Annotated in this window: 13 protein-coding genes; 1 reads left to right on the plus strand and 12 read right to left on the minus strand. The window is 64.3% G+C overall.

The genetic code is table 11. The features are described 5' to 3' along the window. Positions 1-27 precede the first annotated feature (27 nt). On the plus strand, positions 28-630 hold the full coding sequence (locus tag NG696_RS18610) for a hypothetical protein (RefSeq protein WP_252576331.1): 603 nt from the start codon (positions 28-30) through the stop codon (positions 628-630). 120 nt (positions 631-750) lie between these two features. On the opposite strand, the gene NG696_RS18615 is transcribed toward NG696_RS18610, so the two are convergent. The 12 genes from NG696_RS18615 to ilvD form a co-directional block, all read right to left on the minus strand. Next, entirely contained in the window at positions 751-1,863 is a 1,113-nt protein-coding gene (locus tag NG696_RS18615; RefSeq protein WP_252566098.1) for a branched-chain amino acid aminotransferase, read from the minus strand. Positions 1,864-1,974: 111 nt separating this feature from the next. Then, positions 1,975-3,027, minus strand: coding sequence for a 3-isopropylmalate dehydrogenase (locus NG696_RS18620; RefSeq protein ID WP_252566101.1), 1,053 nt, complete (start codon positions 3,025-3,027; stop codon positions 1,975-1,977). Between the two features lie 43 nt (positions 3,028-3,070). After that, entirely contained in the window at positions 3,071-3,751 is a 681-nt protein-coding gene (locus NG696_RS18625; RefSeq protein WP_252576332.1) for a class F sortase, read from the minus strand. A 114-nt stretch (positions 3,752-3,865) separates the two neighbouring features. After that, positions 3,866-4,714: a hypothetical protein gene (locus tag NG696_RS18630; RefSeq protein WP_252566107.1), complete on the minus strand. Its 849-nt coding sequence runs from the start codon at positions 4,712-4,714 to the stop codon at positions 3,866-3,868. A gap of 269 nt (positions 4,715-4,983) precedes the next feature. Next, positions 4,984-6,543 (minus strand): methionine--tRNA ligase, encoded by a 1,560-nt coding sequence (gene metG / locus NG696_RS18635; RefSeq protein ID WP_252566109.1) that lies wholly within the window; start codon positions 6,541-6,543, stop codon positions 4,984-4,986. 34 nt (positions 6,544-6,577) lie between these two features. After that, on the minus strand, positions 6,578-7,333 hold the full coding sequence (locus tag NG696_RS18640) for an ABC transporter ATP-binding protein (RefSeq protein WP_160671852.1): 756 nt from the start codon (positions 7,331-7,333) through the stop codon (positions 6,578-6,580). Continuing rightward, complete coding sequence (locus tag NG696_RS18645; protein WP_252576333.1) at positions 7,330-10,125, minus strand: ABC transporter permease; 2,796 nt, start codon at positions 10,123-10,125, stop codon at positions 7,330-7,332. Before NG696_RS18645 ends, NG696_RS18640 begins: the two co-directional genes overlap by 4 nt. A 204-nt stretch (positions 10,126-10,329) precedes the next feature. Continuing rightward, a complete protein-coding gene (gene serA / locus NG696_RS18650) occupies positions 10,330-11,919 on the minus strand; it encodes a phosphoglycerate dehydrogenase (protein ID WP_252566116.1) in 1,590 nt (529 codons plus the stop codon). Positions 11,920-12,043: 124 nt separating this feature from the next. After that, on the minus strand, positions 12,044-13,069 hold the full coding sequence (gene ilvC / locus NG696_RS18655; protein ID WP_252566118.1) for a ketol-acid reductoisomerase: 1,026 nt from the start codon (positions 13,067-13,069) through the stop codon (positions 12,044-12,046). A 99-nt stretch (positions 13,070-13,168) separates the two neighbouring features. Beyond that, positions 13,169-13,681, minus strand: a complete 513-nt coding sequence (ilvN, locus tag NG696_RS18660) for an acetolactate synthase small subunit (protein WP_028271611.1) — start codon at positions 13,679-13,681, stop codon at positions 13,169-13,171. Between the two features lie 2 nt (positions 13,682-13,683). After that, positions 13,684-15,591, minus strand: a complete 1,908-nt coding sequence (locus NG696_RS18665; RefSeq protein WP_252566122.1) for an acetolactate synthase large subunit — start codon at positions 15,589-15,591, stop codon at positions 13,684-13,686. 379 nt (positions 15,592-15,970) lie between these two features. Continuing rightward, complete coding sequence (ilvD, locus tag NG696_RS18670; RefSeq protein WP_252576336.1) at positions 15,971-17,692, minus strand: dihydroxy-acid dehydratase; 1,722 nt, start codon at positions 17,690-17,692, stop codon at positions 15,971-15,973. Between the last annotated feature and the right edge of the window lie 93 nt (positions 17,693-17,785).

Genomic DNA, 17,785 nt, shown 5'->3' on the forward strand with positions numbered 1-17,785 from the left:
GCCCAGAGAGAGCAGCCAGGCATACCCATGAGCACTTCACCCACCACCTCGCTGTCCGAACTATTGTCCGGCGCCGACGCCGCGGGACACGACCACGCACTGGCAGAGAAAAACAGCGGTCTGCTGCACATCCACAACCACGCGACGGGCTCCATTGTCTGGTTTCCCACGTGGCAGAAGTTCCGCGAAACCACCGACTGGCGCGAGGAAGTCGACGCTTTCGCTGAGGACTTCAGATCAGGTTCACTACCCGTGGAAGCCGGGGCGTCCAGGTTCCTGGCCCGTGACCTCGACGCGCTCCTGACGCGCGCCGCTGCCTCCAGCGACGCAAACATTTTTGTCCAGGCGAACCTCACGAAGCACCTCACCCGGACCTGGGCTGTGGCCGACGCCGTTGCGGAGGCAACAGGGACGGATCTGCCCACCGGCGGCAGCAAACAGTCCATCTTTGCCGACTATCCCTACGACGTTTACGCCCAGGACGGCGGTGCCTTCGCCACCGCACTCTGGAACGACGTCATCGATGCCCGCCGCAACCGTGCCCTGGACGACGAAGCGGCGCGCAAAGCCCTGAAGCCGGTCTCCCGCAAGGCCCTCAAGAACGCGGCCCGGAAGGCCGCCCGCCGCTGAGGCCGCGACTCACTATTAATGGAAGACCCCGTTAACGGACGACGGCAGTTGCCCGGCACTGTGTTGAACTTCCCACAGCGCCGGCCAACCGCCGTCGTTATTCCTAAGTGCGTGGCGTGCCTAGGCCAGGCGGGTCAGCCAGCCGTGAGTATCCGGCACGGTTCCGGTCTGGATGCCGAGGAGCTGTTCGCGGATGGCCATGGTGGTCTCCCCCGCCTTCGCGTCCTCGGAACCGATGAATTCGGTGGTGTCCTTCAGGACACCGATCGGGGTGATCACCGCTGCGGTGCCGCAGGCAAAAACCTCGGTGATCCCGCCGGAGGCCACGCCGTCGCGCCATTCATCAAGGGTGATCTTGCGCTCGGTGACCTGCCGGCCCATGTCGTTGGCCACCTGGATAACGGACATCCTGGTGATTCCCTCCAGGATGGTTCCGGTGAGTGCAGGAGTCACGAGGGATCCGTCCTTCATCACAAAGAACACGTTCATGCCGCCGAGCTCTTCGACGGCGTTGTCGTTGAACTGGTCCAGGAACAGCACCTGCTTGCAGCCGTTGGCTTCGGCTTCCTGCTGGGCGATCAGGGAGGCTGCGTAGTTGCCGCCGCACTTGGCGGCACCGGTGCCGCCGCGGCCTGCGCGGGCGTACTCGCGTGAGATCCAGATGGACACGGGCTTGAGTTCGCCGCCGAAGTAGTTGCCAGCGGGCGATGCGATCACCCGGAAGGACACCTCCCGCGCTGCCCGGACACCCAGGAACGCCTCGGTGGCGATCATGAACGGGCGCAGGTAAAGGGCCTCGCCGTCACCGGCGGGAACCCATTCCTTGTCCGCCTGCACCAGTTCCCGGATGGCGCCGAGGAAGTATTCCTCGGGCAGTTCCGGAAGTGCCAGGCGTCGGGCCGACTTGTTCAGGCGGGCCGCGTTGGCCTCCGGACGGAAGGTCCAGATTGAGCCGTCAGCGTGGCGGTATGCCTTGAGGCCTTCGAAGATCTCCTGGCCGTAGTGCAGCACCGCGGCAGACGGGTCCAGGGAGATGGGTCCGTAGGCCTCAACGCGGGCGTTGTGCCAGCCACCCTCGCCTTGCTCGTCCACGCTGTAGTCGACGACGGCGGTGTGGTCGGTGAAGTAATTGCCAAATCCCGGGTTGGCCAGGATGGCTGCACGCTCTTCAGCTGACTTCGGGGTTGCCGAGAGCTGCTGGTTAAATTCGACGCCATGGGCGGTCTGAGTCATGGTTCCTCCACGATCGGCTGCCTTCTGAATGTGGTTCAACACTGAACCGCAGGGCAGCATTTGGTGATTCGAAACAAGCTTACGCCCGTTGGCAGGACCTCCCGGCCGGGCCTAGAGCGCTGCGGCGATGGCGTCCCCGACGGCGCTGGTGCTGCGGGCGCCGCCGTCGCGGGTTTCGACGTCGGCGATCACCGCAGCTTCGATCCTGCGGGCCGCGGCGGTGTAGCCGAGGTGGTCCAGCAGGAGCACCGCCGACAGGATGGCCGCGGTGGGATCTGCCTTCTGCTGTCCGGCGATGTCCGGGGCCGAGCCGTGGACCGGTTCAAACATGGACGGGGCGGTGCGGTCCATGTTGATGTTGCCGGACGCCGCCAGCCCGATGCCGCCGGTGATGGCTGCAGCGAGGTCAGTGAGGATGTCGCCGAAGAGGTTGTCGGTGACAATGACATCGAAGCGTGAGGGGTCGGTGACCATAAAGATGGTGGCCGCATCAACGTGCAGGTAATCGTGGGTGACCTCGGGGAATTCCTGGGCCACCGACTCGACGGTGCGCTTCCACAGGTGGCCGGCGTAGACCAGGACGTTGTGCTTGTGCACCAGGGTCACATGCTTGCGTTCCCGGGCGCTGGCGCGGCGGAAGGCATCGCGGACAACGCGCTCCACGCCATATGCCGTGTTGAGTGAGACCTCGGTGGCCACCTCGTGGGGTGTGCCGGTGCGAAGCGAGCCGCCGTTGCCCACATATGGACCCTCGGTTCCCTCGCGGACGACGATAAAATCGATGATGCCGGGATTGGCCAGCGGGCTGCCGACTGTTCCGTACAGCCGCGACGGCCGCAGGTTGACGTAGTGGTCCAGGCTGAAGCGGAGCTTGAGCAGCATCTCCCGCTCGATGATACCGGACGGAATCCGGGTGTCGCCGGGGGCGGCGCCGACCGCACCGAAGAGGATCGCGTCCCGCGTGCGCAGGTCGGCGAGGACCTCATCCGGAAGGGTCTCGCCGGTGGCCAGCCAGTGCTCGGCACCGAGCTGGTAGTGAGTCTGCTCGAGGACAACGCCTTCAGCGGCGACAGCCTTTTCGAGGACTTTCAGTGCCTCGGCAATGACCTCTGGGCCAATGCCGTCACCGGGAATGACAGCGAGATTGATCGTGGATGCGCTCATGCTCCAAGAATATTAAGATGATCCGCATGCCGGACAATCGGTCTCATTTGCTGAGACGGAGGACTGGGTCCTCCGGTGAGGCCACCACCACCACGTTGGTGCCCCAGAAATCATCCGTGTAACAGGAAATGAGGACCAGCCTGTTGGGTGCCACTTGCCAGATGTGGCTGTCTTTGAGCCCGGATTTTTCGTAGGTAGTCACTGAATCCACCAAGTAGGCCACTTCGCCCTTGGCTGTGGCCACGGTCAGCCTGTCACCTGCTGCCGCGTGTGTACTCAGCCGGTTGAACGGCGCGTCCCTGTCCACCCAGCTATGGCCGGCAATGTAGGTGGTATTGACCGAGCCCACTCCGGGCACACCGTAGGGCGACAGCCAGTAGCCGTCCATGGTGGGCGGCGGCACGATGGTCTGGGTGGCCTGGTCCTCGCCGGTGGGTTCGAGCGGGTGGACCACTACATCGATGTCTGCGGCCTGATACACCAGCCGCTGCGGCGGGGACGCTGCCGGACCCGCCGGGACCGGAGCGCCGGTGTCCGTGGAGGGCGTGGGGGTGGACGGCGCTGGGGCCTGGGTGGTCGGCTGCACAGCAACCCCGGTCACTGCCGGCGACGCTCCCGGCCCGGCCAGGAATGGCAGAAATGCGAACGCCAGGTAGGCCAGCACGCCACACAGCGCCACAAAGACAATGCTCTTGGCGGTGAAGAGCCTTCCATCGCTGTCCATCGTTACCCGCTGTCAGTCGGATTTGCCCGGTTTGCCGGCAGACGCCGCGCCCTTTGCGGCCACGGCGCCTGCCGGTGATTCAAACAGCGCCCCTGCGGGCGGCAGTAGCCGGCGTCATTCCTTCCGGGGCCGGGATACGGTACCGCTGGCTGCCAGGGTCCTGCGGGCAGCCACTCCCGCTGCAGCGAGCAACATCACGACGATGCCAGCGGCCCAGGGGGCGATGGAAACGTCAGTCGAACCTGCCACTGCAGTCTGGACATTGAAGCCAGGGTTGTTGGCGGCTACGGCACCTTGACCCGCTGGCGCACCCACAACAGCACCTCTGGGAGTTTCGCCCGGCGTACCCACAACCGCCCCCCTGGGAGTCTCGCCCGGCGTACCCACAACCGCCCCCCTGGGAGTCTCTCCCGGCGGCACTACTGTCGGCACCGATGTGGGAACGCAGCCGTTGTTGTAGGTTGCCTGCCCCTTAGCCGTCCAGTTCTGGCCTGCAGGCAGCACCTTGCCGGTGTTCGGCGGGATGATGTCTTCAGTGTGCTGGTGGTTGGCATTGGCGTGGCCGTTGAGTCCCTGCAGAGCGATCGTAATCGGCACGTACGGGTTCTTGTCCGAGCCGGTGGCGTGGCAGATGGTGATCTTGTGATCGCCGTGGCCGTTGCCGTTCGGCTCGCCTGGTGCGGCGCAGCCTGCATTCCAGATGCCGGCCTTGTCAAGGTTCTGGCCGCCGGGAAGAACTTTCCCGTCGTTGGCCGGAATGATGTCCTCATCGTGCTGGTGGCCCACGTGGGCGTTGAGCGCGTTGAGGCTGATGGTCACCGGCACGTAGGGATTGCTTTCCGAGCCGGTGGCGTGGCAAATGGTGATCTTTTTCTCGTCCTCAGAAGGCGACGCGGTGGCCGGCGCAGTGGCACCCAATAGCGCAAGACCCGCGACACCAAAAGCGGCAAGGATCCGTTTCATTTCCGTCTCCATCCATTGTCTGGTCCAAACTGATCAGACAGGTGGAAGAACGGCGCCATCCCCGACACGGAGGGCTAAAGGCAAACGGACAGCATCGGGGCGACGGTTCTCCCAGATGCGAATCATCAGTTTGCTAACCAGATAAGGCTAGACAGACGGACACCAGGATGTCTCCAGTACTCAGTACCCGCCTTACAAGGCGGGCCCTACTGACCGGACCCGGAACAATACTCAGTCCGCGTACCAGCAAGTAGCCAGCAGGGACATACCTAGGCTTCGGCTGGTTCCTCATACTTGGGGAAGACGGGCGCCGGAGCCGGCAGCGGAGTTCCGGCGACAATAGGTGTGGTGAGCGCGGAGAACTGGCGCGATCCGCCGTCGGGCTGTCCCAACGTGTCCAACAGCGCGGCCGTGGCGGTGGGCATCACGGGCTGGGCCAGGATGGCCACGATGCGCAGCACTTCCAGCGTCACGTACAGCACGGTGTTCATGCGTTCGACGTCGGTCTTCCGCAGTACCCAGGGAGCCTGCTCGGCAAAGTAGGCGTTGGTGTCCCCCAGGACGCCCCAGATGGCCTCGAGTGCGCGGCTGAATTCCTGCTTTTCGAAGGCGGCCCGAGCAGTCTCCAGGAGCCCGTTGGCCTGCGCCAGGATCGCGGTGTCTTCAGCCGTGAAGGCACCCGGAACCGGGACCCGGGCCTCGCAGTTCTTGGCCACCATGGACAGCGAACGCTGCGCCAGGTTGCCGAAGTTGTTGGCCAGGTCCGAGTTCATGCGGCCCACGATGGCCTCATGGTTGTAGCTGCCGTCGGCGCCGAACGGGACCTCTCGGAGGAAGAAGAACCGTACCTGGTCCAGCCCGTACTGCGCCACGAAGTCTGCCGGTGCCACCACGTTGCCGAGCGACTTGGACATCTTCACACCGTTGTTGTGCAGGAAGCCGTGGATCATTACGCGCTTGGGCAGCTCAATGCCGGCACTCATCAGGAACGCCGGCCAGTAGATGGCGTGGAACCGTGAGATGTCCTTGCCGATCACATGCACATCGGCGGGCCAGAACTTCTTGAAGGATTCCGACTCGACGTCCGGGTAGCCGACGCCGGTCAGGTAGTTGGTGAGCGCGTCCACCCAGACGTACATGACGTGCTTGTCGTTGCCGGGGACGGGGACACCCCAGTCGAACGTGGTGCGGCTGATCGACAGGTCTTCGAGGCCGCGCTTGACGAAGCTGATGACCTCGTTGAAGCGGGACTGCGGTGCCCCGAACTCCGGCTGGGCCTCGTACAGCGCCAGCAGGCGGTCCTGGTAGGAGGACAGCCGGAAGAAGTAGCTCTCCTCAGCCGTCCACGTCACCTCGGTGTCTGTCTCCTTGGAGTACCGCACGCCGTCGTCCTTGACCAGGGTGTCGTCCTCCACATAGAAGGCCTCGTCCCGGACGGAGTACCAGCCCTCGTACTTGGACAGGTAGATATCGCCGTTGGCTTCCATCTTCTTCCAGATGGCCTGCGACGCTGCGTAGTGGTCAGCGTCCGTGGTCCGGATGAAGCGGTCGTACGTGATCCCCAGCGCGGCGTGGGCAGACTTGTAGACTTCCGCGTTGCGGTCCACCAGCTCCTTGGGCGTGACGCCTTCCTTCTCGGCCGCCTGCGCAATCTTCATGCCGTGCTCATCCGTGCCCGTCAGGAACATCACGTCAAAGCCGTCAAGCCGCTTGAAGCGCGCCATGGCGTCGGTGGCGATGTACTCGTAGGCATGTCCGATGTGCGGAACACCGTTCGGGTAGGTGATGGCCGTGGTGATGTAGAACGGGGTTTTGGCTGTTGCGCTCACGTGCGGACGTTACCTTTGGTGCGAAGGGGTAGGGCTAGATCAGTTCAGTCAGCGTATCGCTCAGGCGGACCAGTTCGTGGTCGTGTGAAGCGACCAGTACTGCGATGCCGTCCGAGGTGGTGTCCTTGAGGATGCTGATGATGCGGTTGGCGGAGGCCCGGTCCAGGCTGGCCGTGGGCTCATCAACCACCAGGACGCGCGTGCCCAGGATCAGGGCTCGGGCGATCGCCACACGCTGGCGTTCACCACCGGACAGCTGGGCCGGACGGTGCCGCATCCGGCGGCCCAGGCCCACCAGGTCCAGGAGGTCCTTGGCCATGTCGCGGCGCTGGTCCACCTCGCCGTCGGGCACGGCCGGCAGGAGCACGTTTTCGAGGGCGCTCATGCCGTCGATCAGGGCGCCGCCCTGGTCAACGTAACCGATCAGGGCCCGACGGCGGTCGGCGATTTCGTCGTCGCCCATGCTTTCGAGGGAATCCCCTTCCCAGAAGACACGGCCCGACGTCGGCAGGGTCAGTCCCGCGCCCACTGTCAGGATGCTGGTCTTGCCGGATCCGCTTCGGCCGGCAACACAGTGCATCTCGCCGGCGTGCAGCGTGAGGTCGAAGCCCTCCACAACACTGACTGCTTCGGCACCGCCCTTGCCGCCTCCGTAGCGGATGGTAATGTCGCTCAGTTCCAGCGGGGTCCCGTGGTCCGCGGCCTTGACGATGGTGTTGGCCCGGGTCTGCAGGGGGGCCTCAGCCAAGCCGGACCTCCGGCTCCGGTGAACATTCGTCTCGTTTGTCATTGGACCACTTTCGTTGCAATCGGTATCCAGCAAAGTACAGCCACCAGGCCGGCGACGCCGGCCCATAGCGCGGCATACGGGGCAAGTAGGAGCCCGATGCCCAGCGCGCCCAGGACGCCCAGCGGCAGGGCCACCGTGCCCACCAGCGCGTTTTCGAAGAGCCGGACCTGGCGGAGCATGTCCGGGTTCCAGCCCATGGCCTCAAGGATGCCCAGGTACTGGCGTTTGGCGTTGAGCTCAAACCGGCCGGTAACCAAGGTCAGGACCAGCCCCACTGCGACGCCGGCAAGTGCCAGGAGCATGCTGGGCAGCGCCACGCTTGCTGCGGCCAGTCCGCTGAGGGCGCTCGCTCCGGCGGCACGGGGAATGTCGATGAGCAAGGCCACCAGCCCGCCCACCGCGGCGCCGAACACGCCGACTGCGACGGCCAGGGACAGAGTGTTGAACTTGTTCGTGCTGAGCTGCCGGTTGGCAAAGGTCAGCGGGGAGTCCACCGGGATCAGCCGCTCGTCGTGCTGCGGTTCCTGGTCCACCACATCACGGTGGCGCAGCTGTTGGGCGGCGAAGAAGGCCGCTGCCGCATACAGGACCAGGACGGAGGCTGAGACGATGGCTGTGGTCACGCTCCAGCTCGCCAGGCTCAGGATGATCCCGGCTACCGCGAGCAGCGCAGCGCCGACACCGAATTCCTCGAGCACCCAGTTCCTGATGCGCAGCTGGGTCCAACCCATGGCGCGGAGGGTTCCGGCTTCGCGTTTGCGTTTCCGGATGTAGCTGACGGTGGAGGCGCCGGTCAACAGCGCGGCTCCGCACAGCGTCAGGAAGAGCAGTGTCACGTTGGTCCCGGTGAGGGAGCCGGAGACTGCGTCCGCTGCATTCTGCCGGACCCAGGACTGCTGGACAGTGCCCAGCGCTGACTCCTTGCCGGCGTCGTCCTTGGAGTATCCGGGGACAAAAATGCTGGCGTCCTCACGGGCGGAACCGGCCACAACAGTAGCCTCAAGACCCATTTCGCGGATCTCGCTGGCGAGCTTTTCGACGTCGGGCTGAGCTTCCTTCCAGCTTCCGGGGGCCTTGGCCCGGACACGTACGGCGTCGATCACGGCGGCGTTGTCCTTGTAGCCGCGTGCTGCGGCCAGGCCGTAGAAGTCGGTGATGGCACCGGCCGACTGGCTCGCCAGTCCGGTGGCACTGAGTGAAGGCTTGAGTTCGGTACCGGTGACTGTCTTGCCTTCGGCATCCTTGGTGAGGGTAAACGGAGTGGGGTCGTAGCCACCCAGCGGAAGGCGGTTGACGTCGCCGGCGGCCTTCTCGACAGCCGCGGGGTCGAAGGTCCCATAGACCATGGCCAGCGGAGCCGCGAGCTTTTCCCCTGTTGCCAGGTCTTCCCGGTAGGAACGTTCATCCACAGGCTCACGCTGGGTCTGGTCCACCGGGGCGCCGTTGGCACCCTTCTCCGGCAGGCGGTTTACGGTGACCCAGTCGCCGGGAACGGCGGTCTTCTGGACCGCCCCATTGGCCGCGGCGTCGCCGTCCGTGTACTTCGGCGCGGCAGCGAAGTCGGTGCTCCACGTAGCCGGGGTGTAGAGGCCCTGGTTGAAGTTGCCGGCGCTGCCGAGGAGACCGGAGTGGTCGGTGGAGCCGGGCCAGGACAGCGCGAACGGGTCCTTGGACACAAACGGCAGGTAGTCCTTACCGAGGGAACGCGTGGCGGTGCCGACTTCCTTGACAACCTTGCCCGCGGCGTCGATCTCCTCGATCTTCACGTTGTACTTAAGGTCCAGGGATGTGCCGGAACGGACAACCAGGGGAATGGCCTGCGAGTCCGCGGTCAGCTGTCCGCTGCGCTTCGCCTGCTGGTACTGCGTCATCAGCGGTGCCCAGTACTTGAGCTTGACACCGAGGAAGTCAGGGCCCTCGTTGAGCTCTTCCAGGCTGATGCCGTTGGTGAAGAGGCTTTCGAAGTGCCGGCCGATGGCTCCGGCGTTCCGCGCGTCAGCGGGCGGGGCCTTCTCCAGCGGGGCGAGGAAGTCGCCCGCCGAGCCGAGCAGTGCGCGCTCGGAGACGGGGTCGACGGCGACCACGGACTCGGTCACTTCGGGAGACAGGGGCAGTGACACCGAAAGGTTGAACAGGTTATGTTCGGAGCCGCCGGCTGGAGCGGGGAATTTGATGCCCGTCTCGCCTGCGGGTGGTGCGATCCGGATGCTGGTGCCCCCGGCAGCCTTCTCCTCGACGAGTTTGGCCTTGCCCAGGCTGCCCTCGGCCGTGGACTTGAATAGGGTCTGCTCGGAGACACCGTCGGAGCTGACGGCACTGGCGGTCAGGCGGTAGCTCTTGGGGGTATCGCCGAGCACGGACTCAGCAGCGGGCCATTTGCTGGGATCTGTGGCGCCGGCGGCCTGGTCCGTGGTCGCTGTGCCTGCCAGCCCGGAGTTGTAGCCAAGGTAGTCCATGGCGTCGAGCCGTGGCGCTTCCAGGTTCTGCGTCACGCGGGACACCAGGCTGATGGGGGCCGCCACGGACGTTCCGGAAAGCTTCCGGATGCTCTCGAGCTGGTCGAAGCCGATGCCGCCGCCACCGTTGGCGATCTCCGGCTGCATCAGCGCCCCGGAGCCTGCCTTGGCCTGGACCAGGACGTCGTAGAGACCCCGCGAGTTTTCATCCACCGTTCGGTTGAGTGCGGCCTGCGACTGGCCTTGGACGAGGACCGACAAGCACATGGCTGCGATCAAGATGGCCGCGGTCAGCAGCAGCACTTTGCTTCTGATGAACCTCTGGACGGCGTTCATTGGGCTCCCTGAAACCTGGATTGCGTGCGCACACCGGGATCCGCAGGCGGCGGATATATAGGATTTCCTGCCTGGTGTGCAAAAAGTATTGGCCGGTCTGCCGGCCTGGTCCTGAAACAGGACCTAGCCATTGTAAGCAGACCGGCCAATCATACGTTGCCGACGTTAAGGTTCGGTCACGCGTAGTTGATGGCGGTGCGGTTCTTAGTCCTCGAGGTCCACTTCGCGGACCATTTCGGCGCCGATGCCTGCCTTGATGGCGTCAAGCACCTGCTGCGGAACGGAACTGTCGATGGTCAGCAGTGCCAGAACCTGGCCGCCTTCCGTCTGCCGTGCCACCTGCATGCCGGCAATGTTGATGTTGTTCATACCCAGGATGTGTCCGATGGTTCCGATCACACCCGGCCGGTCAGCGTAGGCCACCACCACAAGGTGCTCGCTGATGGGGATCTCAACGTCGTAGCCGTTGACTCCGACGAGCTTCTCCACCTGCTTCGGGCCCGTGAGCGTACCTGCCACGGAGATCTGGCTGCCGTCGCTCAAAGCACCCCGGATGGTGAGGACGTTGCGGTAGTCCTCCGCTTCCGCCGTCGTGATGAGGCGGACGTTGATGCCGCGCTGTTCGGCGATAACCGGGGCGTTGACGTAGGAGACCTGTTCGGTCACCACATCGGCGAAGATGCCCTTGAGCGCGGCCAGTTCCAGGACCTTGACGTCCAGCGCCGCGATCTCGCCGGCCACCTCGACGTCGATCTGGGTCAGGGAGGCATGGGTCAGCGCGGTGAAGATCCGGCCCAGCTTTTCGATCAGCGGGATGCCCGGACGGACGTCGGGGGCAATCACGCCGCCGGCCACGTTCACGGCATCCGGTACGAGTTCGCCGGCCAGCGCCAATCGAACGGACTTGGCAACCGAGACGCCTGCCTTCTCCTGGGCTTCATCGGTGGATGCACCCAAGTGCGGGGTGACCACCACGTTGTCCAGGGCGAAGAACGGCAGGTCCGTGCTGGGTTCCTTGACGAAGACGTCCACGGCTGCGCCGGCGATCTGGCGGTCCTGCAGGGCTGCGTAGAGAGCCTCTTCGTCCACGAGGCCACCACGTGCCACGTTGACCACGTAGGCGGTGGACTTCATCTTGGTGAACGCGTCAGCGCCGAGCATGCCGACGGTTTCCGGCGTCTTGGGCATGTGGATGGTAACGAAGTCCGACTGGCTCAGCAGTTCATCGAGGGTGACGAGCTTGACTCCGAGCTGCGCGGCGCGGGCCGAGGTGATGTACGGATCGTAGGCGAGGATTTCGGTGTCGAAGCCCTGGAGGCGGGCAGCAACGAGGGCGCCGATGCGGCCCAGGCCGATGATGCCGATCTTCTTCTCGAATAGTTCGATGCCGGTGTACTTGGAGCGCTTCCATTCACCGTTTTTCAGCGCGGAGCTGGCCTGCGGGATGTGGCGTGCGAGGCTCAGGATGTGGCCCACCGTCAGTTCCGCTGCCGAAATGATGTTCGAAGTCGGGGCGTTGACCACCATCACGCCGGCCTGTGTGGCGGCTTTAATGTCAACGTTGTCCAGGCCAACGCCGGCGCGGGCGATGACCTTGAGGTTCTTCGCGGCGGCAATGGCTTCGGCGTCCAGGTGGGTGGCGGAGCGGACCAGGATGGCGTCCACGTCCGCGATGGCGGCGAGCAGCTGGGACCGGTCGGAGCCGTCAGTCTGGCGGATCTCGAAGTCCGGGCCGAGGGCCTCGATGGTGGCGGGCGAAAGTTCTTCGGCGAGCAGTACTACGGGTTTTGACACGAGTGATCCTCTGCGTTGCAGTCCTTGGGATGGAACAAGTCTAGGCGGACGGAAAGGCCGGGCTCACATTGTTAAGTGAACCCGGCCTCATGATGGCACCCCGAGGAGCACCCGCACAGCAGACTTAGCGGGCTGCGGAGCCCTCTACGTAGTCCTCGTCCGTCTGCTGCCAGGCGAACAGGGAGCGCAATTCGCGGCCAACGGCCTCGATCGGGTGCTGCTCAGCCTTGGCACGCAGGGCCTTGAACTCTTCGCCGCCGTTGTCCTGGTCGTCGATGAAGCGCTTGGCGAACGCGCCGCTCTGGATGTCGGCGAGGACAGCCTGCATGTTTTCCTTCACGTCGGGGGTGATGACGCGCGGGCCGGAGACGTAGTCGCCGTACTCTGCGGTGTCGGAAACGCTCCAGCGCTGCTTGGCGATGCCGCCTTCCCACATGAGGTCAACGATGAGCTTGAGCTCGTGAAGCACCTCGAAGTAGGCGATCTCCGGCTGGTAGCCGGCCTCGGTCAGTGTCTCGAAGCCGTACTGGACCAGCTGGGACACGCCGCCGCACAGGACAGCCTGCTCGCCGAAGAGGTCGGTTTCGGTCTCTTCGGTGAAGGTGGTCTTGATGACGCCGGCGCGGGTGCCGCCGATGGCTTTGGCGTAGGACTTGGCCAGGTCCCAGGCTGCGCCGGAGGCGTCCTGCTCCACGGCGATGATGTCCGGGATGCCACGGCCTGCTTCGAATTCGCGGCGCACGGTGTGGCCGGGAGCCTTCGGAGCGATCAGGATGACGTCAACGCCCTCAGGTGCCTCGATGTAGCCGAAGCGGATGTTGAAGCCGTGGGCGAAGGCGAGTGCCTTGCCTGGGGTCAGCTTGTCCTTGATGGAGTCGTTGTAGATCGAGCGCTGGTGCTGGTCCGGTGCCAGGATCATGATGACGTCGGCCCATTCGGCGGCGTCGGAAACGGTCAGGGCCTTGAAGCCGGCTTCTTCGGCCTTGGCGATCGACTTCGAGCCTTCCTTGAGGGCGATGACAACCTCGACGCCGGAGTCGCGCAGGTTCAGCGCGTGGGCGTGGCCCTGGGAGCCATAGCCAACAATGGCGACCTTACGACCCTGGATGATCGACAGGTCGGCGTCGTCGTCGTAGAACATTTCAGTCACTTGGGTAACTCCTCTTGAGTGATTCACTGGGTAATTAGTCTGGGGTGTTGCGGTACTGCACGGGCATTGCGCCGCAGGTGGGGCCGTGCCCCGCCTTAACTAAGCGCTGCGCAAAGCCCTGTCACTCATGGAGCGGGATCCCCGTCCAACGGCCAGGGTGCCGGACTGCACAATTTCGCGGATGCCGAAGGGCTCAAGCACTGAGAGCAGCGCCGTGAGCTTTTCGGGGTGGCCTGTTGCTTCAATGACGACGGAGTCTGTGGAGACGTCAACCACTGAAGCACGGAACAGGTCTGCAGCCTGGGTCACCTGCAGACGAGTCGCGGCATCCGCACGTACCTTGACCAGGATGTGGTCTCGCTGCACGGAAGATTCGGAGGTGAGCTCAACAATCTTGATCACGTTGACCAGCTTATTGAGCTGTTTGGTGACCTGTTCAATCAGGTCACCGTCGGCGTCGACGACGACGGTCATCCGGGACATGCCCGGAACTTCCGTCGGGCCGACGGCCAGGGAGTTGATGTTAAAGGCGCGTCGGGCAAAGAGGCTCGCGACGCGGGTCAGTACACCGGGCTTGTCTTCAACCAGAACGGACAGTGTGTGGCGGGTCATGTTCAGTCCTCCTCTTCCCATTCCGGGGTCATGTTGCGGGCAACCTGGATCTGGTCGTTGCTCACGCCGGCGGGCACCATTGGCCACACCATGGAGTCGGGGCTCACCACGAAGTCGATGACCACGGGGCGGTCATTGATTTCGAGGGCCTTCTGGATGGTGGCATCAATATCCTCGTCCCGCTCGCAGCGGAAGGAAGCGCAGCCGTAGGCCTCCCCCAGCTTGACGAAGTCCGGGATCCGCACGGTTTCGTGGCCGGTGTTGAGGTCCGTGTTGGAGTAGCGGCCCTCGTAGAACAGGGTCTGCCACTGGCGGACCATGCCCAGCGAGGAGTTGTTGATGATGGCAACCTTGATGGGGATCTTGTTGATGGCGCAGGTGGCCAGTTCCTGGTTGGTCATCTGGAAGCAGCCGTCGCCGTCGATGGCCCAGACCACACGGTCCGGCTCCCCCACCTTGGCGCCCATGGCAGCCGGTACGGCATAGCCCATTGTGCCGGCGCCGCCTGAGTTCAGCCAGGCGTGCGGGCGCTCGTACTTGATGAACTGCGCGGCCCACATTTGGTGCTGGCCAACGCCGGCAACGTAGATGCCTTCAGGGCCGGTCAGCGCGCCGATGCGTTCGATGACGCGCTGCGGGGCGCTGAGCCCGTCCTCCGGCTCGGTCCAGCCCAGTGGGTAGGTTTCCTTAAGGTTGTTAAGGAACGCCCACCAGGTGGTGAGGTCCGGCGTGCCGGCGGATTCGAACTGTGAGCGGACAGCCTCGGTGAGCTCGGGGATGATTTCCTTGACGGATCCCACGATCGGCACGTCGGCGGTGCGGTTCTTGGAGATTTCGGCGGGGTCAATATCCGCGTGGATCACCTTGGCGTTCGGCGCGAAGGACTTCAGGATGCCGGTCACCCGGTCATCGAAGCGGGCTCCGAGGGTGATGAGCAGATCGGACTGCTGCAGCGCCGTGACCGCGGAAACGGTGCCGTGCATACCCGGCATGCCCACGTGCTGCGGGTGGGAATCGGGGAACACGCCGCGCGCCATCAGGGTAGTGACAACGGGGGCGCCGGTCAGTTCAGCCAGTTCGCGGAGTTCCTTGGAGGCGTGTGCCTTGACCACGCCGCCGCCCACGTACAGCACCGGCTTGGTGGCCGCGGCGATCAGCTTGGCTGCTTCGCGGACCTGCTTGTTGTGGCCGCGCGTCACCGGGCGGTAGCCGGGGAGGTCGATCTTCGGCGGCCAGGAGAAGGTCATCTGACCCTGCTGGGCGTCCTTTGCAATGTCTACGAGCACCGGGCCGGGACGTCCAGAGGAGGCCAGGTGGAACGCCTCTGCCATAACGTGCGGGATGTCGTTGGGGTCGGTCACCAGGAACGAATGCTTGGTGATCGGCATGGTGATGCCAACAATGTCGGCTTCCTGGAAGGCATCGGTGCCAATCACGCCGCTGGAGACCTGGCCGGTGATGGCCACCAGCGGCACGGAGTCCATGTGGGCATCCATGATGGGGGTAACGAGGTTGGTGGCACCGGGGCCCGAGGTGGCGATACAGACGCCCACCCGACCGGTAACCATGGCATAGCCTTGCGCGGCGTGGCCGGCTCCCTGTTCGTGACGGACCAGTACGTGATTCATGCTGGAGGCCATCAAGGGGTCATAGGTAGGCAGGATCGCGCCACCAGGCAAACCAAAAATATCGTCGACGCCGAGTTCTTCGAGCGAGCGGACAATAGCTTGCGAGCCGGTCATCACCGTTGGGGGTACAACGTTGTTCGGCCCAAGGACAGGAGAGACAGCGGCAAGATCAGCGACGACGGCGGGCTGGTCAGCCGTACGGTCGGCGCGTTCCGGAGCCTTGGGGGCTCCAGCGGACTTAGTAGCCATCAGCGAGGGGCTGATCGGCGATCCTTTGCTCATCGGACTCTTCCTTGTGGATCATCTGTGTACTTGGAAATGCGGGAAATAAAAAAACCCCTCAGCCTGGCGGCTTTTCGAGGGGTTGCGCGTGACGGTTCGTTACCAGTCGGGCTAGTTAGCCACGCGCTTGGTAAGGACGACGGCTGCATCTGCAGCGGCGCAGCTGGTAACGAATGCGATCATGCGTTCAGTTTTCCCTCTGTGTGAGATACATGTCAACGAGGACTGTGCGCATCTCACAGTGTGGACTCCATTGTCCACTGGTTGGCCACGTTCCCCAACTGGGTCGCAGTAACTGTCGTTATGAGCGCTCATAACGACAGTTACTGCTACCTAGTTGGGCTCAACCAGCGGCCGGAGGTTGAGGAACGAAACCGTGCTACCCGCAGTATGCGCCCGTGGAGGCGCTGTGGACCAACTTGGCGTACTTGGCCAGCACACCCTTGGTGAACTTGGCCGGGAGGGGCTCCCAGCCGATCTTGCGGGATTCGAGTTCGGCCTCATCAACCAGCAGGTCGAAGCTGCGGGCGGCGATGTCCACGCGGATCCGGTCCCCGTCCTTGACGAAGGCGATGGGGCCGCCGTCGACAGCTTCCGGTGCCACGTGGCCGATGCAGAGGCCGGTGGTTCCGCCGGAGAAGCGGCCGTCTGTGAGGAGCAGGACGTCCTTGCCCAGCCCAGCGCCCTTGATGGCGCCCGTGATGGCGAGCATCTCGCGCATGCCGGGGCCGCCCTTGGGGCCTTCGTAGCGGATGACCACAACGTCGCCGGCCTTGATCAGGCCATCATCCAGGGCGGCCAGGGCACCCTGCTCACGCTCGAAGACGCGGGCGGTGCCCTCGAAGACGTCGGCGTCGAAGCCGGCACTCTTCACCACAGCACCCTCGGGAGCCATCGTGCCGTGCAGGATAGTGATGCCGCCGGTCTTGTGGATCGGGTTGTCCATGGCACGGAGGATCTTGCCGTCCAGGTCCGGCGGGTTGATCGCAGCGAGGTTCTCGGCCACGGTCTTGCCCGTGACGGTGAGGCAGTCGCCGTGCAGCAGACCGGCGTCGAGCAGTGCGCGCATGATCACCGGCACGCCGCCGATCTTGTCAACGTCCGTCATGACGTAGCGGCCGAAGGGCTTCAGGTCACCCAGGTGCGGGATCTTGTCGCCGATGCGGTTGAAGTCCTCCAGGTTCAGCTCGACTTCAGCTTCGCGGGCGATGGCGAGCAGGTGCAGGACGGCGTTGGTGGAGCCACCGAATGCCATGGTGACGGCGATGGCGTTTTCGAACGCCTTCTTGGTCATGATGTCCCGGGCGGTGATGCCAAGGCGGAGCAGGTTGACCACTGCCTCGCCGGACTTGCGGGCAAATTCATCACGACGGCGGTCGGCCGAGGGCGGGGCGGCGGAGCCGGGGAGGGACATGCCCAGGGCTTCGCCGATGCAGGCCATGGTGTTAGCGGTGTACATACCACCGCAGGCGCCTTCGCCGGGGCAGATGGCCTTTTCGATGCGGGTCAGGTCTTCGAGGCTCATCTTGCCCGCGGCGCATGCACCGACGGCTTCGAAGGCATCAATGAGGGTGACTTCCTTTTCGGAGCCGTCCTCAAGCTTGACCCAGCCAGGCATGATGGAGCCGGCATAGAGGAACACGCTGGCGAGGTCCAGGCGCGCGGCAGCCATGAGCATGCCGGGCAGGGACTTGTCGCAACCGGCCAGCAATACGGAGCCGTCGATGCGCTCAGCCTGCATCACGGTCTCGACGGAGTCGGCGATGACCTCACGGGAAACGAGGGAGAAGTGCATGCCTTCGTGGCCCATAGAGATGCCATCGGAGACCGAGATGGTGCCGAACTGCATGGGGAAACCGCCGCCTGCGTGGACGCCTTCCTTGGCGCCCTGGGCAAGCCGGTTCAGGGAGAGGTTGCATGGAGTGATTTCATTCCAAGAACTCGCAACGCCGATCTGGGGCTTCGCGAAGTCGTCATCGCCCATGCCGACGGCGCGGAACATGCCGCGCGCGGGGGCGGCATGGATCCCGTCGGTGACGACCCGGCTGCGGGGCTTGATGTCAATCTTGTTCTCGGTTGCTGTTTGGGTGTCCTCACTCATGGGTCAAAGTCTATGACTCCGATCGGGACGCCAACGACTCGAACAGCCCGTTTGGCTCATTTTCAGGAATATTTCGATCAAAGAGTGGACGCT

It is taken from the genome of Pseudarthrobacter cellobiosi (assembly GCF_023913755.1).
GTDB classification, from domain to species: Bacteria; Actinomycetota; Actinomycetes; order Actinomycetales; family Micrococcaceae; genus Arthrobacter; species Arthrobacter cellobiosi.